This window comes from Paenibacillus thiaminolyticus (genome assembly GCF_003591545.1).
GTDB lineage: Bacteria > Bacillota > Bacilli > Paenibacillales > Paenibacillaceae > Paenibacillus_B > Paenibacillus_B thiaminolyticus_A.
In genome coordinates, this window is record NZ_QYZD01000036.1 from 1 (window position 1) to 20,479 (window position 20,479).

21 protein-coding genes and 1 pseudogene are annotated in these 20,479 nt (G+C 56.0%); 4 read left to right on the forward strand and 18 right to left on the reverse strand.

Annotated features, from left to right (window positions below; all coding sequences use genetic code 11):
• Nucleotides 1-363: 363 nt before the first annotated feature.
• The 6 genes from DQX05_RS25110 to DQX05_RS25135 all read right to left on the reverse strand — a co-directional run bounded on the left by DQX05_RS25110 (nucleotide 364) and on the right by DQX05_RS25135 (nucleotide 7,988).
• Nucleotides 364-975, reverse strand: a complete 612-nt coding sequence (locus DQX05_RS25110) for an alpha/beta hydrolase (RefSeq protein WP_119796083.1) — start codon at nucleotides 973-975, stop codon at nucleotides 364-366.
• Nucleotides 972-1,922: a ring-cleaving dioxygenase gene (locus DQX05_RS25115; protein WP_119796084.1), complete on the reverse strand. Its 951-nt coding sequence runs from the start codon at nucleotides 1,920-1,922 to the stop codon at nucleotides 972-974. The genes DQX05_RS25110 and DQX05_RS25115 overlap by 4 nt, the downstream gene beginning before the upstream one ends.
• A gap of 280 nt (nucleotides 1,923-2,202) precedes the next feature.
• A complete protein-coding gene (locus tag DQX05_RS25120) occupies nucleotides 2,203-3,834 on the reverse strand; it encodes an SLC13 family permease (protein WP_119796085.1) in 1,632 nt (543 codons plus the stop codon).
• Nucleotides 3,835-3,995: 161 nt separating this feature from the next.
• The gene (locus tag DQX05_RS25125) at nucleotides 3,996-4,703 is read right to left on the reverse strand and encodes a response regulator (protein WP_310735700.1); all 708 of its coding nucleotides are present in this window, start codon (nucleotides 4,701-4,703) and stop codon (nucleotides 3,996-3,998) included.
• Nucleotides 4,704-4,711: 8 nt separating this feature from the next.
• A complete protein-coding gene (gene dcuS / locus DQX05_RS25130; protein WP_259392221.1) occupies nucleotides 4,712-6,331 on the reverse strand; it encodes a DcuS/MalK family sensor histidine kinase in 1,620 nt (539 codons plus the stop codon).
• 214 nt (nucleotides 6,332-6,545) lie between these two features.
• Entirely contained in the window at nucleotides 6,546-7,988 is a 1,443-nt protein-coding gene (locus tag DQX05_RS25135) for a PAS domain S-box protein (protein ID WP_119796087.1), read from the reverse strand.
• A 275-nt stretch (nucleotides 7,989-8,263) separates the two neighbouring features.
• On the opposite strand from DQX05_RS25135, the gene DQX05_RS25140 reads away from it, so the two are divergent.
• Nucleotides 8,264-8,995 carry an endonuclease/exonuclease/phosphatase family protein gene (locus tag DQX05_RS25140; RefSeq protein ID WP_119796088.1) on the forward strand — a complete coding sequence of 244 codons (732 nt, stop codon included), beginning with the start codon at nucleotides 8,264-8,266 and terminating at the stop codon, nucleotides 8,993-8,995.
• Between the two features lie 171 nt (nucleotides 8,996-9,166).
• Here the strand turns inward: DQX05_RS25140 and zwf are convergent.
• From zwf to DQX05_RS25165, 5 genes and pseudogenes are all read right to left on the reverse strand, one after another.
• Nucleotides 9,167-10,704, reverse strand: a pseudogene (gene zwf / locus DQX05_RS25145) (glucose-6-phosphate dehydrogenase).
• A 138-nt stretch (nucleotides 10,705-10,842) separates the two neighbouring features.
• Nucleotides 10,843-11,082 (reverse strand): glutaredoxin family protein, encoded by a 240-nt coding sequence (locus tag DQX05_RS25150; protein ID WP_119796089.1) that lies wholly within the window; start codon nucleotides 11,080-11,082, stop codon nucleotides 10,843-10,845.
• Nucleotides 11,083-11,183: 101 nt separating this feature from the next.
• Nucleotides 11,184-12,146, reverse strand: coding sequence for a thioredoxin-disulfide reductase (gene trxB / locus DQX05_RS25155; RefSeq protein ID WP_119796090.1), 963 nt, complete (start codon nucleotides 12,144-12,146; stop codon nucleotides 11,184-11,186).
• Between the two features lie 171 nt (nucleotides 12,147-12,317).
• Nucleotides 12,318-13,061: a winged helix-turn-helix domain-containing protein gene (locus tag DQX05_RS25160; protein WP_119796091.1), complete on the reverse strand. Its 744-nt coding sequence runs from the start codon at nucleotides 13,059-13,061 to the stop codon at nucleotides 12,318-12,320.
• Nucleotides 13,062-13,103: 42 nt separating this feature from the next.
• Complete coding sequence (locus DQX05_RS25165) at nucleotides 13,104-13,295, reverse strand: hypothetical protein (protein WP_119796092.1); 192 nt, start codon at nucleotides 13,293-13,295, stop codon at nucleotides 13,104-13,106.
• Between the two features lie 203 nt (nucleotides 13,296-13,498).
• On the opposite strand from DQX05_RS25165, the gene DQX05_RS25170 reads away from it, so the two are divergent.
• Together DQX05_RS25170 and DQX05_RS25175 are read left to right on the forward strand one after the other, a co-directional pair.
• Entirely contained in the window at nucleotides 13,499-13,726 is a 228-nt protein-coding gene (locus DQX05_RS25170; protein ID WP_119796093.1) for a hypothetical protein, read from the forward strand.
• A 282-nt stretch (nucleotides 13,727-14,008) separates the two neighbouring features.
• On the forward strand, nucleotides 14,009-14,446 hold the full coding sequence (locus DQX05_RS25175; protein WP_119796094.1) for a GNAT family N-acetyltransferase: 438 nt from the start codon (nucleotides 14,009-14,011) through the stop codon (nucleotides 14,444-14,446).
• On the opposite strand, the gene DQX05_RS25180 is transcribed toward DQX05_RS25175, so the two are convergent.
• The 3 genes from DQX05_RS25180 to DQX05_RS25195 form a co-directional block, all read right to left on the reverse strand.
• Nucleotides 14,422-15,078 carry a DJ-1/PfpI family protein gene (locus DQX05_RS25180; protein ID WP_119796095.1) on the reverse strand — a complete coding sequence of 219 codons (657 nt, stop codon included), beginning with the start codon at nucleotides 15,076-15,078 and terminating at the stop codon, nucleotides 14,422-14,424. The two genes, DQX05_RS25175 and DQX05_RS25180, sit on opposite strands and share 25 nt — an antisense overlap.
• Nucleotides 15,079-15,288: 210 nt before the next feature.
• Entirely contained in the window at nucleotides 15,289-15,900 is a 612-nt protein-coding gene (locus tag DQX05_RS25190) for a TetR/AcrR family transcriptional regulator (protein WP_119796097.1), read from the reverse strand.
• Nucleotides 15,901-15,944: 44 nt separating this feature from the next.
• Complete coding sequence (locus tag DQX05_RS25195; protein ID WP_147385229.1) at nucleotides 15,945-16,325, reverse strand: hypothetical protein; 381 nt, start codon at nucleotides 16,323-16,325, stop codon at nucleotides 15,945-15,947.
• Between DQX05_RS25195 and DQX05_RS30395 the strand changes: the two genes are divergently transcribed.
• Complete coding sequence (locus DQX05_RS30395) at nucleotides 16,300-16,599, forward strand: hypothetical protein (RefSeq protein ID WP_147385230.1); 300 nt, start codon at nucleotides 16,300-16,302, stop codon at nucleotides 16,597-16,599. The genes DQX05_RS25195 and DQX05_RS30395 overlap by 26 nt on opposite strands.
• Nucleotides 16,600-16,895: 296 nt before the next feature.
• Here the strand turns inward: DQX05_RS30395 and DQX05_RS25200 are convergent, their stop codons facing one another.
• The 4 genes from DQX05_RS25200 to DQX05_RS25215 all read right to left on the reverse strand — a co-directional run bounded on the left by DQX05_RS25200 (nucleotide 16,896) and on the right by DQX05_RS25215 (nucleotide 20,364).
• Nucleotides 16,896-17,150: a hypothetical protein gene (locus DQX05_RS25200; protein ID WP_119796099.1), complete on the reverse strand. Its 255-nt coding sequence runs from the start codon at nucleotides 17,148-17,150 to the stop codon at nucleotides 16,896-16,898.
• Complete coding sequence (locus tag DQX05_RS25205; RefSeq protein ID WP_119796100.1) at nucleotides 17,107-17,604, reverse strand: lipoprotein BA_5634 family protein; 498 nt, start codon at nucleotides 17,602-17,604, stop codon at nucleotides 17,107-17,109. The genes DQX05_RS25200 and DQX05_RS25205 overlap by 44 nt, the downstream gene beginning before the upstream one ends.
• 89 nt (nucleotides 17,605-17,693) lie before the next feature.
• Nucleotides 17,694-19,619: an ABC transporter permease gene (locus DQX05_RS25210; protein ID WP_119796101.1), complete on the reverse strand. Its 1,926-nt coding sequence runs from the start codon at nucleotides 19,617-19,619 to the stop codon at nucleotides 17,694-17,696.
• Entirely contained in the window at nucleotides 19,594-20,364 is a 771-nt protein-coding gene (locus tag DQX05_RS25215; RefSeq protein ID WP_119796102.1) for an ABC transporter ATP-binding protein, read from the reverse strand. The genes DQX05_RS25210 and DQX05_RS25215 overlap by 26 nt, the downstream gene beginning before the upstream one ends.
• Between the last annotated feature and the right edge of the window lie 115 nt (nucleotides 20,365-20,479).

A 20,479-nucleotide genomic window follows, 5' to 3' on the forward strand; every position in this document is an offset into this window, starting at 1 on the left:
TACAGCGAGAATCAATCAGCAGTCAGCGAGGTACAGCGAGAATCAGTGAGAAGCAGCAAGGAGTCAGTCAGGAGCAGTTAGCATCACTAAGGGTCAGAGACTGTCAGCGAGATTCAGAGGAAAATCAGCGTGGAATCAACAAAATCAAAGTAGAATCAGACAGCACCAAATCAGCGGAACGAAACAAAGCGAACCGACCGTCACCTCCAATTCTGAGTAAGGAATGAATAATTGGTCATGTCCGGCAAAACGCGGTACTCCAAATTCACAAGCTGGGGCTGTCTCACAGTAGCTTACCACTGCGTAGAAGACAGCCCCATGTGCTCAATCATCGATAGGCAATTTCGATACTCCCTTACGGCCTTACGGCAAAAACTTGTCGCGGAACCAGTCCGCTGCCGCCTCCGCCTCGCTAGAGGTCAATTGATGGCCATATCGCTCCCAATGAACGGTCACGTCGGCGCCAGCTCCGCCCAGCAGTTCTTCCAGCTCCTCCGTCTCCTGCGGCGAGCAGATCGGGTCGTTCTTGCCTGCCCCGATAAAGACAGGGATCCCGCTCAGATCGGGAAGCACGACGCCGCGGCGCGGTACCATAGGATGGTGGAGAATGGCGCCAGCCCATGCCTCCTGAATATGGAACAGCAGGCTGGCGGCGATATTCGCGCCATTGGAATATCCGACGGCCACGAGATTGCGCCGATCGAAGCCGTACTGTTCCGCCGCTTGATCCAGGAATGTGTTCACTTCCCCCGTCCGGAACAGAAGATCCTCTTCATCGAAGACGCCTTCCGCGAGCCGCCGGAAGAAGCGCGGCATCCCATTCTCCAGCACATTGCCGCGAAGGCTGAGCACTGCCGAACCCGGCGAGATCATCCGGGCCAGCGGCACCAGATCGCGCTCCGAACCGCCCGTCCCGTGCAGCAGCACCAGCGTCGGGGCCGATTCGTCCGTCCCTTTTTCGTACAAATGTCTCATGCCTCTCCCTCCTTGAGCGGTCTTACTTCAATCGGCAGCAGGTTCGCTTCAATCTGGGTGCGGTGCGGCTCGAACCATTCCGGCAGCATCAGGCTCTCTCCAAGCGACTCGAACGGTTCATCGCGCGTGAAGCCTGGCGGATCCGTCGCAATCTCGAACAGAATCCCGCCGCTCTCCCGGAAGTAGACAGCGTTGAAATATTGGCGGTCGACGATCGGCGTTGGATGATAGCCGCTCTGCTCCACCTTGCTCCGCCACTCCGCATGCTCCTCGTAATCGCGGGCACGCCAGGCGATATGGTGCACGGTCCCTGCGCCCCCGACTCCCGGCTCCATGTCCGACTTCGGAATATCAATCAGATTGCCTAGCTCCCCGGCCGCCCGGAAGCGGACGAATCCGGCATCCTCCCCGACTCGGGTCAAGCCGAGCACATGCTCCAGCACGTTCATCGTCTCATTGGCATGTACGCTGAACAGTACCGCTCCACCGAAGCCCTTGATCGCCTTGTCCGCCGGAATTCCGCCGAACGACCATTGGCTGGTCGGGCCTTCCTCCCGTTCCACCAGTTCCAGCCGCAAGCCTTCATTGTCTGTAAATTGCACGTAGTTCTCCCCGAAGCGGCGGCCACTCATGACGGACATGCCGAACCGTCTCAGCCGCGCTTCCCAGAAGTCCAGTGCGCCCGGCGGAACGACATACGTCGTCATGCCGACCTGACCGCCCCCGATGCGGCCTCTGCGGGAATCCGGCCACGGGAAGAACGTAATGATCGTCCCCGGACCGCCCGCCTCGTTCCCGAAATACAAATGGTATACTTCCGGCGCATCGAAGTTAATCGTCTTCTTGACAAGCCGCAAGCCGAGAACGCCGGCATAAAAGTCAACGTTCGCCTGCGGATCGCGGGCAAAAGCGGTAATATGATGAATCCCTGCCGTATGCAAAGTCATATGGATCTCTCCTTTTTATCTCAGTATAAATCAATTACACCAGTTAATATCTCGAATTAAAGATATTATATTTATTTCCTTCTGTCAAGTGTGCCCCGCATCCAATGCACCCAGTCACGAAGGCGGGCCTTCTGCGTCCCCGGCAGAATACACCCAACAAAAAACCGGCTCCGCAAAGGAACCGGTTCGGCCAACAATTAGTACAAGCAGCTAATGAAAGCTCTGGAGCCAAGGGCTGCACGCAACGCTTCGGCTCTTTGGCTTTTCGCAGAATCGAAACCTAGCCCTGCGCCTTGGTCAACAAATTGTCGGGAATAACGTTCAGATCAATCCCGAAGACGATCGGCATTAAATAATAGACGGCAAGGATTATAATAAGTGTGGCGAATACGTTAACGGAAAATCCGGCCCGGACCATGTCCATAATCTTTAATTTGCCCGTACCGAATATGATCGCATTGGGCGGCGTGCCGACAGGAAGCATGAAGGCGCAGTTCGCCGCCATGGCGCACGGGATCATAAGAGCGAACGGATGAATGCCTAAGGCGATTGCGAGCGCGGCTACAACAGGCAGGATCATCGTCGCGGTTGCCGTATTGGACGTGATCTCGGTCATCATCATAATGAGAAGCGTAGCGCATGAAATAATAACAATGAGATGGTAACCGTCAAGCATCGTCAACTGTTCGCCCATCCAGTCAGACAGACCGCTGGAGCGGAAGCCTGCCGCAATCGCTAGACCGCCTCCGAACAGAAGGAGCACGCCCCACGGAATGTCCTTGGAATCACTCCAATTCAAAATGCGGGAGCCTGATCCTGCTTTGGCCGGAATGATAAACAAAAGGGCTGCGGCCATAATCGCAATCATACCGTCCGAGATGCCGGGAATGGCCATGAACCAACCGCCCTCCACCCATAAAAACTCGCGCGTGATCCACATAAAAGCAGCAAAGACGAGCACGAGTCCAACCATGCCTTCTTCAAAGGTGGTTTTGCCAAGCTTGCTGCGTTCGCTCTCAATTAACTCTCTTCCGCCCGGAAGCTGGCGGATCGATGTTCTGAACTTCATTTTCCCCAAATAAAGCCACGTAAAAAAGAGCATGAGCATGACGACGGGAACGCCAAACAGCATCCACTGGGCAAAGGAGATCGTAATGCCGAACAGCTCATTCATCTGGGCGACAAGAATTATGTTGGGCGGAGTGCCGATCAGTGTTCCGAGCCCGCCGATCGTCCCTGCATAGCCGATCCCAAAAATAAGGGACTTCTCAAATTTCGGCAACTCCTTCTCTTCCGGCTTGCCTGCCAATGTGCTCGCGATCTGAGCCGTAATCGCCAATCCCATCGGGATCATCATCATCACGGCTGCCGTATTGGACACCCACATCGACAAAAATCCGGTGGCGGCCATAAAGCCTAGCAGGATGCGCTGCGTGCTTGTACCGATTACCGCGATAATCGACAGAGACATTCTTTTGTGCAAATTCCACTTCTCCATCGCGGTGGCGATAAAAAAGCCGCCCAGGAACAAGAAAATAATATCGTTGCCGTAGGATGAGGCGACCACATTGCCTTGCATCGCCCCCGTGACAGGAAGCAGGATTAGCGGCAGCAGAGAAGTAGCCGGTATCGGAATCGCCTCGGTAATCCACCATGCAGAAATCCATAACGTAACGGCGAGCACGGATCTCCCTTCCGCAGACAACCCCTCGGGTTGAAAAAATAGCATCGTAAACATAAACAAAGCAGGCCCCAGTAGAAATCCGACGAGCTGAGCTGTGGCATACGGTTTGTTCGGCTTGACGATAGGTTGAACCTGAGCCGCCGCCTGGCCGGAGACCGTCAATACCTCTTTCGTTCGCTTGTGCTGTGCCCACAGGCTACGCCAAGCGGATACTACCAATTGCTTCATCATTCATCCCCCATTTGTAAGCGTTTTCGTCCAATTTTCTTACAGATTTATTTATCTGTATACATTTTTTAACTAATGTCATGGCTTTTGTAACTAAAAAAAGTGCCTGGGACGAAAAAAAAGCTCGCCGCCCCAGCACACGAGCTCACCCGTCTAGTAATTTAATTGGATTTTTGCAAAATAGAAAGCACATAATCAAGCCCTTCTGCGCTGAGCTTATACTGCTGAAGCGGGCGGCCGCTGCCTTGATAGCTGACATCGCTGAGCAGTGTGTTGCTTTCCTCCAGGAAGCGGAGATATTTGCGCAGAGACACTCGTGAAATCCCTGTCAACTCGGCCAAAGCTGCCGTGGAGAACCAGCCCTCCAGCTTATTAATCTCGCGCAGGACGCGAAGAAACGTTTCTTTCGTAATCCCTTTTGGCAGGCTCTCCTCAACCCATCCTTTATTCCCGCCCCCCGGATAAAACAACGCATCAAGCTCTTCTTGCTGAATGCCTTCCTTCCGCATATGGATGCATCTATACTTGTACCGCATGAGCGCCGCTTGGAACCGCTCAAAATCAAAGGGCTTGATCAAATAATCAACGGCCCCGTATCGAAGAGCCGTTTGTACGGAAGCTTGGTCATTCGCAGAAGAGACCACGATAACATCAATTGCAAGGTTGGCTTTCCTTACATCGACGAGCAGATCAAGTCCGTTCTTGTTCGCCATATACACATCAAGCAACACTAGATCGATTTTTCTGCTCTGCAGAATCTCCCAGCCTGCTTCGATTCCGCCGGCCGTTCCCGCCAATGCGAAGCCCGGCACCTTGTCCACATACATCCCGTTGAACTTCGCTACCATCGGATCATCTTCAATAATCAAGACCTGAATCATGCCTGGTATGGAATGCGCACCGTCAATGTCATCCCGTCTCCTTTCCGTGAAGATATATGCACCGTTCCGTCCGTGTCTGCCGCCGCTTTGTAGATCAGATGCAGACCGTACCCCCGTCCCTCACCTTTGGTCGAATTCCCTTTGCGGATCTCCCCGGCAAGCTCCTCCGCCAGACCCGGGCCATTATCCCGCACCGTCCACTCCAGCCAGCCTTCCATCGTAGAAGACAGTTCCACCATGACTTCTTTGTCCTCCTGCCCGGCTATCGCTTCATAGGCGTTGTCCAGCGTATTCCCGATAATGGTGATCAGCGTGTCAAGAACATCCGGCCGCGTAATGGCAGGCCACGCTTCCCGCCCGGTCAGCGTCACTTCGACGTCATGCTCTTGCAGGAAGCTGAGCTTATTCAGCAAATATCCCGCTAACACCGGGTCTTTCACCTGGTTGGAGACCCAGCCCACATCCTGTTGATAATGATGGGAAATCTGCTTAATATACGCCTGAAGCTCCTTGTACGATTCCGTATGCACCATAGCGGTTATAACATGAAGCTTATTCATGAACTCATGGGTGTGGACTCTCAGGCTTTCCGCATAATTTTTGGCGCCCGATAATTGCTCCAGCATGCTCGTCAGCTCCGTTTTGTCCCGGAACGTAGCCAATGCGCCCACCAGCTTGCCGGCAGCCTTGACAGGAACGCAGTTCACGACGATTTCCAGATTGTTCAAGGTTTGCTGCTGATCCAGCTCTATTCTTTGGTGGACCAGCACGTCCTGCAATTTGGATGCAGGCATGTAATCCCGCACATGTTGTCCAATCGGATCGGCGGGAAGCCCCGCCCGCTTGAACATATCCCGCGCGGCCCGATTGGCTACCACCATGATCCCCCGTTCATCCACAGCGACGACTCCTTCGCGAACGGAAGCGAGCATCGCTTCCTTTTCCTCCAGCAGCTTCGCGATTTCAACCGGCTCCAGGCCGTACATCGAGCGCTTGACCTTCTGCGCCAGCAGGAGCGCCCCTATCAAGCCTGCCGCCAAGCCTACCCCCATGCCGAGAAGGATGATCTGTTGACTGCGCCATACCGCGTCATTGATTTTATCCTTGGCTATCCCGACCGCCACTGCGCCAAGCTGCTCTCCCCCGTCCCAAATCGGCATAAAGGCGCGCATCGACTCTCCTAACGTACCGACTGCAACGGACGTATAACTTTTCCCTTCCAGGGCCGGCCCTTCATCTCCTCCGATAAACGCGCGGCCAATCATCTCTTCATTGGGATGAGACAGGCGAACGCTGTTCATATCCATGACCACGATGTACTCCACGTTTGTATCCGCTTTCACTTTCATCGTATAAGTCTGGACGGGGCCGCCATAGGTTCCGTTGCGCAGACTGTCCAGAATGGCCGGAGTCTGGCCGACCGCGCTTGCGATGGCTTGCGCCCTCTCCTCCTGGCTTCTCTGGGTTGCGGCCGCATAGTCGTTCGCGATAAGGATCCCGGTCAAAATGAGAGACAGAGCCACCACAATAGTTACGAGCAGCAGGATAAGCGTCTTTAATTGATAGGGCCGATTGGGCAAAAAGAATAGTTTGAGACCGTGTGCTATCTTGGTCACCTCGCGTTTTCTAGCCTATTTTTACAAAAATGGCAGTACTATATATCAATATAACGGATAGATGAAATTTGAACTAGTCCCGGATCCGCGATTGCGGCAAAAAGCACCTCCGTCGGCGCGTATCCATCCTGCGCTTCGGAAGTGCTTCGTCAGCCTTATTCGTCTGCCTATCGGATCTGCCCAGCTCTCTGCTCCGCTCAATCCGCCGCCGTCCCTACTCATCGAGGATCGGCAGAGCCACCGTAAAGGTCGTCCCCTGCTGCGGCAGGCTGTCCACCGATATGCTCCCCCCGTGATTGTCCAGAATGTTGTAGCTGACCATCAGACCGAGACCCGTCCCGGAATCCTTCGTCGTATAGAACGGCTGGCCCAGCATCTCCAGCTTCTCCGGAGGAATGCCGCAGCCCTCGTCTTCAATCGTAATCAGCGCAAATCCGTCTCTCACCGCTGCGCCTATATAAATATGTCCGCCGTCCGGAATCGCTTCGATCGCATTTTTAATTAAATTGACGAACACCTGCTTGATCTGATTCGGCTCGCAGTGCAGCCATATCTCCCACGGCGGAAGATCGGCAGCAATCGTGCTGTTCTTCATCGTCGCCTGGGCGCTCATCAGCGCGATGCTCTGCTCCAGCAGCTGCGCCAGATTCGTGCGCCGGGTCGTCACCATATTCGGCTTCGCCAAAATAAGCAGCTCGTTGCAGATGAGCTCAATGCTTTTCAGCTCCGATTCGATGATGTCGTAATATTGCTCCTTCTCCGTCTTCAAGGATCGCAGCAACTTGAGAAAGCCGTTGATCGAGGTGATGGGGTTGCGTATTTCATGAGCGATTCCCGCGGCCAGCTGCCCGACGATCGATAGCTTCTCCGACTGGATGATACGCTCCTCTTCCTTCTTCCGCTCCGTCACATCCTGAAATACGCCAATCACCGCCTCTTCGCCGAGAAATGTTGTCGGTATCGAGACGCCCTCCGCAAATTTAATCTCTCCGTCATAGCAGCGGAGCTTATATTTGACCGTGCCCAGCTTCCCTCCCTGACGGTATCTTCGCCGTCTGTCCCCGATCTTGTCATGATTGCTCGGATCGACGAACTCATTCGTGGATACGCCCAATACTTCCTCGGGGCCGCGCGCGCCGATCAATTGTATTCCCGCCCGGTTGACGTACTGGCAGATCCCGTGCCGGGTAATGATGACGGCGAGCGGCAGCTCCTCCAGCAGGATGCGGAACGACTCCTCCTTCTCCCGCAGCACCCTTTCCGTTTTTCGCTGTGCGATTTCCGTCATTTTCTCGGCCGTAATATCGTTGAACTGCGAGAACAAAAAAACGGGCTCTCCTTTCTGGTTATGCACAATCGAGACGTTGACCAAGCACCATACCGGATGCCCTTGCTTATGTATGTACCGCTTTTCCATACGGTACGCTTCGATCTTCATGTTCAAGAGCTGGTAGATGTACTCCAGGTTCTCCTCGAGATCATCCTGATGGGTGATCGACTGAAAATTCAATGCCAGCAGTTCTCGCTCATCGTAACCGAGCATGCTGCACAAGGCACGGTTGACTTGAATGAACCGGCCCTTCAGAGACACGATCGACATTCCGATAGACGCATTGTTGAAGGCGAAATCGAACAAGTCAATTTGCTTCAAATGCATATGAGTATCCCCTTTCAATCGCCACATCCCCAAATGACTTCGAGCGGAATGATTCTGTCTTTTTCCAGGAACGGGAATCTCCAATTTTCTGTTTTGTACGAATGTAATTCGCTGCCGCCCACAAATTTCCTCGTGCCGAAAATAAAATTTTTCCAAAATATTGTACAGGGCCGCAGCTCCGCAAAAAAAGGCTGGATCCGACCCATTGACGGCGGTCATCATCTGTGCGAACGTTAGCAGTAGAGGAGACTACGCTACAATTCAGGGGGGAGTTCATGACACAAGGTACAGCATCGCTTACCGTCATGTCGTACAACATTCAGCATGGGCGCGGAATGGATGACCGGTATGATCCGGCGCGGATTGCGGGCGTTATCCGCAGGGCGGGCGCCGACGTCGTCGGCTTGCAGGAGGTCGACCGCCATTTCGACAGGCGGAGCAAATACGAGGATACGATTACGGTATTGGCCGCACGCTTGGGGATGCAGTATGCGTATGGCGCCAACCTGGACGGCGATCCCGAGCCGGGGCGGACCGAACGGAGACAGTACGGCATTGCCGTCCTGAGCAAGTATCCGATTGTACATCATCAGCATTACTTGCTGGACAGCGGCGGCCAGGAACAGCGGGGATTGCTGGAGACCGAACTGGTCGTTCAGGATACGAGAGTATGCTTCTATGTCACCCATCTCGGCTTGGAGCAGCAGGAACGGCTTGCACAGATAGCGGAGATTCGCGAAATCGCCGCCAGACAGACCGGACCGGCCATCCTGACAGGCGACTTCAACGCCCATCCGGACAGTCCGGAGCTCGCCGCGATGTCCCGCTCGTTCCGCAATGTGTTCGCCGATTTTCCCGCGGCCTATACCTACCCCGCCGGCGGGGCCACGGAGACGATCGACTATATTCTCGTCAACGAAGGCATCGCCACCGGCACACGGCGCGAGGTCGTCCGTTCGGTGGCGTCGGATCATTACCCGATCGCTGCGGCCTTATCGATCCGATAGAACGACGCAGCGCCGCAAGCCATTGCACTCTCCTGGAGGCCGATGACTTGCGGCGCTGTGGCGAGAACCGTTCGCTGACATCCGGCGCTGCTTGCTTCGCAGCACTGTAGCGCCGGCCCCTCCTCACCGCTCTATCCGCGGGAATACCGGAGACCGGGTACCTCCGCCCGCTTATCGCGCCGCTTCATAGACCGCCTCGCGTTCCGTTCGGGACTCGTCCGCGTCCCGATTCGGATCCGCTTCGGGTCCGGTCAGCGGCCACCAGTGGAAGCCGCCCTCCTCCAGCAGGCGCTGGGCCGCTTCCGGGCCGTCGCTGCCCGCCTTATAGAAGCGCAGCGGCACCCGATTCTCCGCGAAGGCTTCCAGTACCGGCTGTATCCATTTCCAGGATAGCTCTACTTCGTCCCAGCGGGCGAAGAACGTGGCATCCCCCTGAATGGCCCCTTCCATCAGATTCTCATAGGCTTCGGGAACGCCGCCCTGATCCGCCGCGTAGTGAAGACGAACCGGGTCCGGCTTGAAGCGGTGCTGACCATCCTTCACATTCAACTGGAAGGAGATGCCTTCATGCGGCCCGATGTCGATAATCAGCAGATTCGGCGCGGTCAGCTCGTTCGTGCGGCTGTATTTGTCCAGCGGATCCTTGAATTCAACCACGATGCGGGTCGCCTTCTCCGCCATCCGCTTGCCGGTCCGCAGGTAGAAGGGAACCCCCTGCCACAAATAATCATCGATCATGATGCGCGCCGCTATATACGTATCATTGCTGGAGCCTTCCCCGATCCCAGGCTCATCCCGGTAGGCCGGCACCGGCTGTCCGCCCATCGCCCCCGCCGCATATTGGCCGCGTACGATGGAGTGTTCGGCTTCTTCCTTCAGCAGCGGCCGCATCGAGGCCAGCAACGCGCGCTTCTTGTCCGCCATATCCGCCGCCATGCCGCGGCGGGGAAGCTGCATGGCGAACATCGCCAACACTTGGAGCAGATGATTCTGCACCATGTCGCGAATAGCGCCGGCTTCGTCGTAATAGGCCGCGCGCTCTTCTACGCCGGCCGTCTCGCTCGCCGTAATCTGCACATTGGCGATGTATTGGTTTTTCCAGACGGCCTGGAGCATCGGATTCGTATATTCAAGCTTCTGCAGATTTTGCACCATCCGCTTGCCGAGATAATGATCGATCCGGAAGATTTCCTCCTCGCTGAATACGCTGCCCAGCAGCGCATTCAGCGCGCGGGCCGATGCCAGATCGCGGCCGAACGGCTTCTCGATCAGGAGTCGCTTCCAGCCGGATGCGCGGCTCAAGCCGCTCTCATGAATGTGGCGGACGATCGGCTCGAACAGCTCTGGCGCAACCGAGAGATAGAACATCCGGTTCTCGGCGATGCCAAGCTCTTGCTCGCGCGCCCGCACCTGCTCCTGCAGCCGCGCGAAGTCTTCGGGAGCCGCCGCGTTCAGGCGGCAGAAGCGGAACCGATCCAGGAACGCGTTCAACTCCGCCTCGTCCGCCGCCGGCAGGCGGGAGAAGTCGCTTATCGATTGCGCTACGCGACGGCGGAAGTCCGCGTCATTCCACGCACTGCGGCCCATGCCGAATATGGAGAAGCCGGCGGGCAGCTTGCGGTCAAGATGCAGGTTGAACAGGGCGGATAGATTTTGCGCTTCGCCAAATCGCCCGTCGCTCCGAATAGTAGTAAAGTTGCTGCATTCATATGATCGCCTCCAATCCACAGCTCCAGCAAGTGCTGCATCTCTGTCATCTTTATATATAAGGAGAAATCCGCCCATAGAGCGGATTCCGTCGCTGTCGTATCTATGCAAGGCTGCATAGGCCTTCCGCCGCTCCCCGATTATTCGCGAGCGGCCAACGCTTGATTCAGTTGAATCTGGTTGAAGCCGAGAATCATCGTCTCCCCGACGAGTGTTACCGGTACCGCCCGCAAGCCGGTATTCCACAGCTCTTCGGCATACTTCTCATCCTTGTCGATGTTCCGCTCTTCGAAGTCGACGTTGCGCTCGCCGAGGAACTTTTTGACATGTGAGCAATATTGGCAATAGGTGCTCGTATAGATAATCACTTTCTCCTCCATGATCTCTCTCCTTTACTCGCTCTCCGCTTGTCTTTGTTCCCGCGGCCCGCTCCATGATGTGCCCCGCACAGGCTTCGCTCGCAGCGCCGGCCCCGGGCAGCTTACGCTCGTACCGCTGCCGGAGCGCCCGCGCTCTCTGCACTCTCTGCGCTCTCCAAGTAACGCTCGCAATCCAGCGCTGCCATACAGCCCGTTCCTGCGGCGCTAATCGCCTGACGGTACCGATTGTCCTGCACATCCCCGCAGGCGAATACGCCGGGAATGTTCGTCTCGGTCGTGCCCGGCTTAACCAGCAGATAGCCCTGCTCACCGGCATCAAGCTGGCCGGCCAGGAACTTCGTGTTCGGCGTATGGCCGATTGCCACGAAGATACCGTCCGTCGCGATAATCTCCTCCTCGCCGGTCTCATTATTGCGCACCTTCAGGCCGGTAACGCCATGCTCGCCCGCCATCACTTCCAGCGGGGTCCGGTTCAGGGACCAGCGAATCTTGCTGTTCTGGCGCGCCCGATCCTGCATAATCTTGGAGGCTCGCAGTTCTGTACGACGGTTGACCAGCACCACTTCCGAAGCGAAGCGCGTCAGGAAGCTGGCTTCCTCCATTGCGGAGTCGCCGCCGCCGATGACGACAATCTTCTTGTCGCGGAAGAAGAACCCGTCGCATGTGGCGCATGTGCTGACGCCGCGGCCGACGTTATCGCGCTCGCCCGGAATGCCGAGATACTTCGCGGAGGCCCCTGTCGATATAATAAGCGACTCGGCCTGAATCTCGCCCACCCCTTCGACGGACAATGTGAACGGCCGCTTGGACAGATCCGCTGCCGTGACCCAGCCGGTGCGGAATTCCGCGCCGAAGCGCTCGGCCTGCTTGCGCATATTGTCCATCAGCTCCGGCCCCATAATCCCATCCGGGAAGCCGGGGAAGTTCTCCACTTCCGTCGTCGTCGTCAACTGGCCTCCAGGCTCCGGACCTTCTATAATCAACGGATTCAGGTTCGCACGGGCCAGATAAATCGCCGCCGTCAATCCGGCAGGTCCCGTTCCGACTATGACCGTCTTGTACATCGAATCATCTCCATCTTCTATCGAGTGATATGGAATCCTCATAATGGGTTCTTGCTTGCAGAACCTATCTTATCATCTGCCGCCTCCGTTCATCATGAAGGCTTGATGAAGACACAATGAACCCTTCATGAAGGAATCATGAAGGGTTCATGAAGATGCTCGCGATAGTTGTTAATCGGCTATCCGGTAGCCGATTCCCCGGACCGTGACAATATACTTCGGATGCTTCGGCGCGTCGCCGAGCTTCTGGCGCAGACTCTTGATATGAACATCGATCGAATTGCTGCCGCCCATATACGATTCGCCCCAGACGAACTCCATTATCTGCTGCCGGGTCATGACGCCGCCGCCATTCAGCAGCAGCCCCTTCAGCACATCGAACTCGGTTCGTGTCAGCTCGATCTTGTTGCCCGCCTGATGCACCGTGATGCGCTTCAGATCGACGACGACATCCTTGAAGCGCAGCAGCTCGCTGCCCGCCACCGCCGGCTGGGCAGCGTTCCGGCTGGCCAGCTCTTCGATTCGCGACAATGCCGATTCGATCGGACAAGGCCAGATCATCACTTCCCTGCCCTGCTCATCCGGCCCCTTCTCCGAGCCTTCGCCCTGAAGCAGAAGGATGGCGCCATGGCTGCCCGGGATGGTGGCCGACGGGTCAGCCGGAACCGCCTTCGTCCGATCGACGATGACCAGATCACTGTTCATCGTCTGCAGCATCGGATCATGCTCCTGGTGGAAGAGCAGCACATCATTACAGTGTATCGTTAACGCGACGAACAGCGAGCGGATCGTAGCCGGGAAAGGGCTGACGATCACGATCCGCCGGGTTGTCTCGCAAAATTGTCCCAATTCATCATCCGCAAAGGTCATTGTCTTTCCGTCATCGACGGAACCGTTGTCTTCACATGACTGCACGCCGCACACACTCCTTTGCCAATAAACTCCTCTTCGGCGGCCTCATAGCCGTCCTTCCTGTCCGCATATGGTGCCGGCATCACCGCGGGATCCGCTTCGGACGAAGCCTTCCATGCGGAAGCCGCGCTCCTCCGGACGGCGATGGCTCCCGGATCCGCCAGATGATGATCCGCTTGCGGGCGTAATTCCGCCGATTGTCCGGCGCCCAGCCGTCAACCATCCTTGGCGGGCCATAGCGGCTCTCCATTTTAGAGTTAGTATTAATATAAGAAGGCAGGACGCAAAAGTCAACAATAGTCAGTCCCTGTCGCAACATGCCCATTTCGCGATTCGCGGAGCACTCCCATTCTATGATATCCATCACAGACAATAAGCGAGGAACTTGATAGAAAGGGCATATATCATGGCCCTACGCAGCTCATTAAGGAGGAAAAGGCATGGCAATCGAAGTAATGGGATCCGCTGCTGTAAATCAGGATGTCATTATCGATCAGGTGAGGGAAAAATATAACTGCCGGGTGTTAAAATGCGAGGGGCGCCCCGTGCTCGAATACACTTCGGAACTGGAACTCGAACAGATAACGGAGTATGTCAGGCAGACGTTCCATAAAGATCTTCTCGACGTGTTCTTCACGGCGATCCCAAGCCTGCAGCCCGATGAATAGGCAACCCTTCCCGCCTTGCCGCCTGGCTCAGATGGGGCGGCCGCTAGGCGCGACTGTTCCGTGCAGCCACTAATGAATCCCTGACACAAATGCGCTTCCAGCCGGCAGTCCGGCGGGGAGCGCATTTTGTCTGCTTGCAGCGGCTCTTCTAACCATGATGTGCGCCTATGTGCCGCCTTGTGTTGCGAATGGGTGTTGCGTGACAGGCTGCGAGTGACTACAATGGAGTCATCGTGTGCCAAACATTGGCAGCGGAGATCATGGAGAGAGGAGCCTGAAACTATGATTCGAATTGCCCCCATTACGGCCGATCACCTTGAGGACTTGGCCTCATTATATACCGAGCTGGACGGCAGCGCGACGAACCGGGAACGGCTGCGGGAGAAATTCGCCCTGCTCCGGGACCACCCGGATTACTTGCTGCTCGGCGCCGTGCATGAATCGGGACGGCTCGTCGGTTCGGTAATGGGCATTACATGCCAGGATCTGACCGGGAACTGCCGCCCGTTCATGGTGCTGGAAAATATGATTGTAACCGAGGAGTTCCATCGTTCCGGCATCGGACAAATGCTCGTCCAAGCGGTGGAGCAAGCGGCACAGGAGCGCGGCTGCCACAGCGTCATGCTCTTCTCCAGCACCTGGCGCAGCGACGCGCACCGCTTCTATGAGAAGCTGGGCTTCTTGAAGGATAGGGCCTATGGCTTCGTCAAGCCGCTATAATCGGTGGCAGGCTCGGAGAACTCGATATACGCCGCTGTCCGAGCCGCCGCCCTGTCCCCTAGGATTAACCTGACGAGATAGAGCGCCATATTGATGCCTGAGGTGACACCACCGGACGTGACGATATGGCCATCGTGAACGATTTTGCTCTTGGATTCCACTTGCAGGGAGGCATTGCTCCGCTGCAGCATGTCGGCAGCCAGATGATGCGTCGTGACCCGCTTCCCGTCCAGCAGACCGGCCTCATTCAGAATGAAACTGCCTGTACAGACGGAACAAATATACTCAACATTCTGATGCCGCTTGATCCAGTTCGCCACTTCCCGATTACCGCTTAGCGCCTTGACGGCCAGGAACGATCCGCCGGGAATGATAAGGATATCAAGCTCGGGCGCGTCGGCGAAGCTGTAATCGGGATGAATCCGGACACCGGTGTGCGTCTGTATCGGCTGGCCTGCGGCGGATATGGTGCATACATGGAACGGTCTCGTCGGCATCAGCTTGCTGTGATATAGCATCAGCAACTGCTCTGCCTTATACTTCGATGCTAACGATAAGACTTCAGCCGGTCCGGCAATATCCAAATGATCTGCGCCGTCATACACGAATATGCCGACTCGTCTTCGTTTCATTTATTGCTTCTCCTCCTTCATCTTCATCGCTATCTTCATCGCTATCTTCATCGCTAGGCAGGATCGGCTCCCCCTGTTTCTCCCTCCGCTCCTTCGAGCGTCTTCTCTCAACGCAGCCGGTTGGACAGCATCGGACCATGCACACAGACTTGCCGGCCTTCCGACTCGAGACCGAACGGTCTGTTTTTTTGTCAAAAGAGAGGACGCCTCCTACAGCGTCCGTTCACCGGTAACCATTAATTCCGTCGTTATATACTGCGCCATCTGTCTGACGGTGACCCGCATATATTCACTGTTGTCATACAGCTTGCTGATCATCACTCCACCCTCGAACGCCGCGGTCAGAAGTATAATGACCGACTCCGAATCGGCGTCAGCCCGGAACTCTCCCGTATCGATGCCCGAGCGAATGATGGAACGCAATAGCCCGCGCCACCTATCCATGGCCGTCCGCGCCTTCTCCTTGAGGGCCGGATGCGTGTCATCCGTATCGATGGCGGTATTCAGAAGCGGGCATCCCCCTTCGAGCGGCGGATTTTCGACAATCTCATTGTATACGGAGAACAAGGATATCAGCTGCTCGCAGGCCGATGTCTTCCCTGCAATCGCCTGCAGGTAGCGCTCTCTCATCAGCTCGACCGCATAATCGAATGCCTGCAGCGCCAATTCATCCTTGTTGGCAAAATGATTATAGATGCCGCCCTTCCGCAGCCCCGTCTCCCGCATAATATCCGTAATCGATGAACCATGAAAGCCTTGCCGGTTAAATAGCTTGGCGGCTTGGCTCACAATATGCTCCTTCGTCTGTTCTCCCTTACGCATGCCATCTCCTCCCTGATAAATAAAAAAAGACCGATTGGTCTGAATTATAACTCGTGGCGAACCGATTGGCAAGCGGAATCCGTTCTTGCTGCACGGAATTGCCTACGGGCAACCGCCATATCCGGCGATATGCCTCGGGCCGTCCCATTCATGGCGCTGTCTGTTTGCGGCAGCCAATTCGGCCCCGGACCGGCAGCAGACCGCCTTCCTTCCGGGGCGGAGGCCAATCCTGCCGCTGCGGTTGTGACCTCCGCTGCGGAGCCGATGGCGGCGGAACCGGCATCGCGGCATTGACCGATACGATCGTCCGCCCGGATGAGCTGCGGGCTTCGCCCGGGCTGCCGCGCGGCATCGCGATCGCCGCAGACGATTATCGTTCCCGGACGGGCAAGCGGTTCGATGGAGACGGACGGCTTCGATCTCATCTCCTCCCTCCCTTCCGGGGACATCCAGGCCGGGAGCGTGGCCACGGTCAGCCTCAAGCCGTTGCCCGGCAAGGACGAGGCGGACACCAATCCGATGGAGGTGTCCTTCCGCATGCCCGATCGACCCGATGCCAACTATCTCCTCAGCATCGAGATGGTGCGCCTGAGGGCGAAGTTAGTTCAGCTAATCCGGTTCTTCTGGCTCATCTCGGCTCGGCTTGCCCCAAAAAGCCTGCAAAACCGCAGTTTTAATGTGATCGAGCCTACACCGTAATGGAATTCCTGCGCAAATACATCAATTTCGTCCATATCACTCTAAAAGCAGTAGAAACCATCGAAAAAGATGTATTTTTGCATCAATTATCCAAAATATATGTTATTACAGCAAAAATAACTGCAGAAATGCAGTTTTCCCATCCGGCGCGCCCTCTGCTCCGGCCTACCGCTTCATCCGCCTCGCTCCTCCTTTGCCTTTCCCTCATCCTGACTGTATATAGTAAAGGCTCTCGCTCCTTAACATTATACATTCTGAAGCCATAACAAAAGACCGCCCCTTGCCGGCGGCCTTCTTCACTCTTGATTCTGCGTGATGATCGTCACGCCTTCCAGGTGGTCTGCGCTTGCCTTCATATCCTTCGTCAGCTTCAGCCACTCGGTATTGGCCAGCACCCGATCCGGGGGCGGCTCCATCCAGCCGTCCTTCGTCTCTCCGTATGACTGTTGCTTCAGAAGGAGCAGGGCCAACTGCGTCTCCGGGATGGCCAACTGCCCATAGGCCGCGTCATCGAAGACCAATATCAGTTCGGCATAGGCGGTATTGCGCACATGTCCGATCCAGCTGTTGGCTCCCGTAAGCGAGACTGATCTCCTGTCCGCCGACGTTCAGCCGCTTCACATCCTTCATCGTCGGGTGCCCGAGCAGAAGCGCCTGATCCGCTTCGGCATCCGGCAGCGACATGATCGGATCGGAGCTCCAGACATCATCCTTGTTATCCGCCTTGCGGATAATGCCGGTCTTCACGACGCTGTCGGCGATCGTCCGGCTCAGGACCAAGAGCTGCTTCTCTTCCGTCTCCGATCTCTTGACCGGATACATCTCGCTAGCCGCGATGGCATCGCGATGCTGCTCCGCCACTTGTTCCAGGGCGGCCTTCTCCCCGACAAGCAGAATGCCGTTCCGCGGCTCCTCCTTCGGCCCGCCGAATAGGCTGCAAGCGCTAAGTACGCTAATGGCTAGTATGGCGGCGAGTCCTTTTTTCCAGCCTCGAATTCCTATCATGAATCGCTCTCCCTCACTCTCCTCTTCCTCGTCTTCCCAAGCGATTCCGCGCCCTGCAAAGCTATTAAGCCTCGCCCCTAGCCGCCGCCTCACTTGATTTTCCCATATAAATGATTCAAATACCGCCAGCGGACAACAAAGAAATAAAGCGTCTGCATCGAAAGGAAGCTAATAAAGATAATGACAGCCGACGATGCCACAGGAAAGCTAACAATCTGCTGCAGCGCAGTGAAAGCGACGCTGCTGTGAATGACGGCGACGAGAATCGGCAGGAAAAACATAAGCAGCAGTTGGCGCGTCACCATCTTTTTCAGCTCCTTGCGGCTCAAGCCAACCTTCGCAATCATTTGATACTGCCGCTCATCCCGATCCAGGTCGGCATACAGCCGGAAGTAGAGCAGGCTTGCCGCGAAGGTGAAAAATACGATTCCGACCAGCACGCTGACGATCAGCAGCAGCCCGTTCCCCTGCTTCATCTGAAGCCAGTCAAAGATATGGGCGTGCAGCATGAAATTCCGGTCCGGCTGCTCCTCCGCATCCTTCTCAAACTGATCCAGCAGCTGCTGCGAGACGGTTTTCGATTTCTCCCAATGGTCGACGACGAACAGGAAATAAGTTACGGAAGCCTCGTTCACGCCGGGGATGCGATCGAAGCTCGCGTCGCTTACCACCAGGAGCATGCTGTATTCCGGATAGACAATGTGTGTTCCCAGCTTCGCGATGCGGAAATCAGCGGTCCAGTCCCCTTCCACAATGTCTACCGGCCCGTAGTCTTCCGCAGACGCGTTCTTGTATTGGTTCTGCAGGTTGACGCTCGTCGGGACGAGCATCGCCTCATCGTCACCCAACGTCTCCGCTTCATAGCCGAGGGCGGCAGCCAGGCCGTTATATTCGCTGAGCTTCATAATGAGCAGGCCGTTATCGGAATACCACGGGGAAACCCTGCCCATCCGGAACGTGAAATTCGCTTCGGACAGCCGCTTCTCGATGGCGGTGAGATGCTCCTGCTCGCGATCGTTGCCTTGACTGGAAATATAGGTGAAGGCATACGGATTCTTCATCTCCTGTAAGCCGGGATCGCCGATCGACATCGAGGTGCCGATGCCGGTGAACGCGACGGCAGAGATAACGGCAACCATGAAGAACATGACCGCATTATCCTTCATCCGGTATGCGAGCTCCGACAGCGTCAGCAGATTCGTCTTATGAAAATAAAGCCGCTCGCGCTTCTTCAAAGCGCGGATCGCATACACGCTTACCTGTGTGAACAGCCAGTAGGTGCCGGCCACGACGAGCGCGACCCCGCCGAATAGCAGCACGAACGAGAAAATTCGCTCAACGGCGAACACCATGACGCAGAAGTAGCCAAGTCCGATAAGAACGGCCGCCAGCAAAGAGAGCCACAGCGAAGCCTTCGGCTCGGGCTTAGGCTTGTCCTCCGACTTCAACAGCTCTACCAGCTGCTCCGTCTTGCGGATTCGAGACGTGAACAGTGCGATGAGCAGGAACAGCACCAGGAAGGCGCCCGCGGTCGTCCAGATCGCCTGCAGTGGTATATAGAAGCGCAGCCCTTCGTAGATGACAAGCATCTTCGCACAAATCAACAGCGTCAGCTTCGCGAAGATCAACCCGACCGCGATGCCGGTCACGATGGCGGCGGTGCCGATAATCATGTTCTCGATAAAGATTAGCTGCCTCAGCTGCCGGCGCGAGATGCCGAGCACGAGTAGAAGCCCGAATTCTTTTTTGCGGTTTTTCAGAAAGGCGCCCACTGAATAGAACAAATAAATAAACGAGAACACAAAAATCATAATCTGCGAGACTCTCATCCCCATCGTGCCGAGCATGCTCATCGTCTCGCTTGTCGAGCGGAGCTGGCCCTGCAGATCCGGATGGAACAGCAGCAGGGCATAGGTGAAGAAGATCATGACCGAGAACGCGCTGCTTAGAAAATGAGCAATGTACGTCCGTTTGTTGCGGACGATGTTGTTATACGCGAATTGGCGAAAATTCATGGCCGTTCCCTCCCAGCAGCGACAGCACATTAATAATCTTCTGGTAGAAGGCGGATCGGCTGTCACCGCAGTACACCTCGTTGTGGAGCCGGCCGTCCTTGATGAACACGACGCGGTCGCAATAACTCGCCGCCACCGGATCATGGGTAACCAGCATCATCGTCGCCTGCTCCTCCTTATTGAGCTGGCTCAACAGCTCCATCACGTCGCGCGCCGCCTTGGAGTCCAGGTTCCCGGTCGGTTCATCGGCCAGCACCAGCTTCGGTCCATGAATGAGCGCGCGGGCGATGGCAGCGCGCTGCGCCTGGCCGCCCGAAATCTCGTAGGTGCGCTTATCCATGATGTCGGCGATGCCCAGCTTGCCGGCGATCCGATCGGCCCGCTCCCGCATCGTGGCAATGTCTGTGCCGTCCAGCGTCAGCGGCAGCATCATATTTTCCTTGACGGTCAAGGTCTGAAGCAGGTTGAAGGACTGGAACACGAAGCCCAGCTCCCGCCGCCGGAACACGGCCAACTCATCCATCGACAAGTTGTGCGGATCCTTCCCGTCAACCCATACCTCCCCCGAGGTCGGAGCATCGATGGTGGACACGAGATTGAGCAGCGTCGTCTTGCCGCTCCCGGACGGGCCCATGATGCCGACGAACTCCCCCTTTTGAATTGACAGATCAATATTGGACAATGCTTCAAAAGAGACCATTCCCTTGTATATTTTGCTCAAGTTCTTGACTCGCAATATTTCCATCGTACGTGCACATCCTCCTTGATTCGATAACTTGCATCCATTGGAACGCCCAGTGTAGCGAGCGTAGAGCTTATGATTCTAGTGTAATCCTCTTTTCCCTTTCGTCCTATTGCCG

Coding starts and splice junctions, on each gene's coding strand:
- DQX05_RS25110 (WP_119796083.1), bottom strand. CDS start 975: ATGAGACATTTGTACGAAAAAGGGACGGACGAATCGGCCCCGACGCTG.
- DQX05_RS25115 (WP_119796084.1), bottom strand. CDS start 1,922: ATGACTTTGCATACGGCAGGGATTCATCATATTACCGCTTTTGCCCGC.
- DQX05_RS25120 (WP_119796085.1), bottom strand. CDS start 3,834: ATGAAGCAATTGGTAGTATCCGCTTGGCGTAGCCTGTGGGCACAGCAC.
- DQX05_RS25135 (WP_119796087.1), bottom strand. CDS start 7,988: ATGCATTTGAAGCAAATTGACTTGTTCGATTTCGCCTTCAACAATGCG.
- DQX05_RS25140 (WP_119796088.1), top strand. CDS start 8,264: ATGACACAAGGTACAGCATCGCTTACCGTCATGTCGTACAACATTCAG.
- DQX05_RS25150 (WP_119796089.1), bottom strand. CDS start 11,082: ATGGAGGAGAAAGTGATTATCTATACGAGCACCTATTGCCAATATTGC.
- trxB (WP_119796090.1), bottom strand. CDS start 12,146: ATGTACAAGACGGTCATAGTCGGAACGGGACCTGCCGGATTGACGGCG.
- DQX05_RS25165 (WP_119796092.1), bottom strand. CDS start 13,295: ATGGCCCGCCAAGGATGGTTGACGGCTGGGCGCCGGACAATCGGCGGA.
- DQX05_RS25170 (WP_119796093.1), top strand. CDS start 13,499: ATGGCAATCGAAGTAATGGGATCCGCTGCTGTAAATCAGGATGTCATT.
- DQX05_RS25175 (WP_119796094.1), top strand. CDS start 14,009: ATGATTCGAATTGCCCCCATTACGGCCGATCACCTTGAGGACTTGGCC.
- DQX05_RS25180 (WP_119796095.1), bottom strand. CDS start 15,078: ATGAAACGAAGACGAGTCGGCATATTCGTGTATGACGGCGCAGATCAT.
- DQX05_RS25190 (WP_119796097.1), bottom strand. CDS start 15,900: ATGCGTAAGGGAGAACAGACGAAGGAGCATATTGTGAGCCAAGCCGCC.
- DQX05_RS30395 (WP_147385230.1), top strand. CDS start 16,300: ATGGAGACGGACGGCTTCGATCTCATCTCCTCCCTCCCTTCCGGGGAC.
- DQX05_RS25195 (WP_147385229.1), bottom strand. CDS start 16,325: ATGAGATCGAAGCCGTCCGTCTCCATCGAACCGCTTGCCCGTCCGGGA.
- DQX05_RS25205 (WP_119796100.1), bottom strand. CDS start 17,604: ATGATAGGAATTCGAGGCTGGAAAAAAGGACTCGCCGCCATACTAGCC.
- DQX05_RS25210 (WP_119796101.1), bottom strand. CDS start 19,619: ATGAATTTTCGCCAATTCGCGTATAACAACATCGTCCGCAACAAACGG.
- DQX05_RS25215 (WP_119796102.1), bottom strand. CDS start 20,364: ATGGAAATATTGCGAGTCAAGAACTTGAGCAAAATATACAAGGGAATG.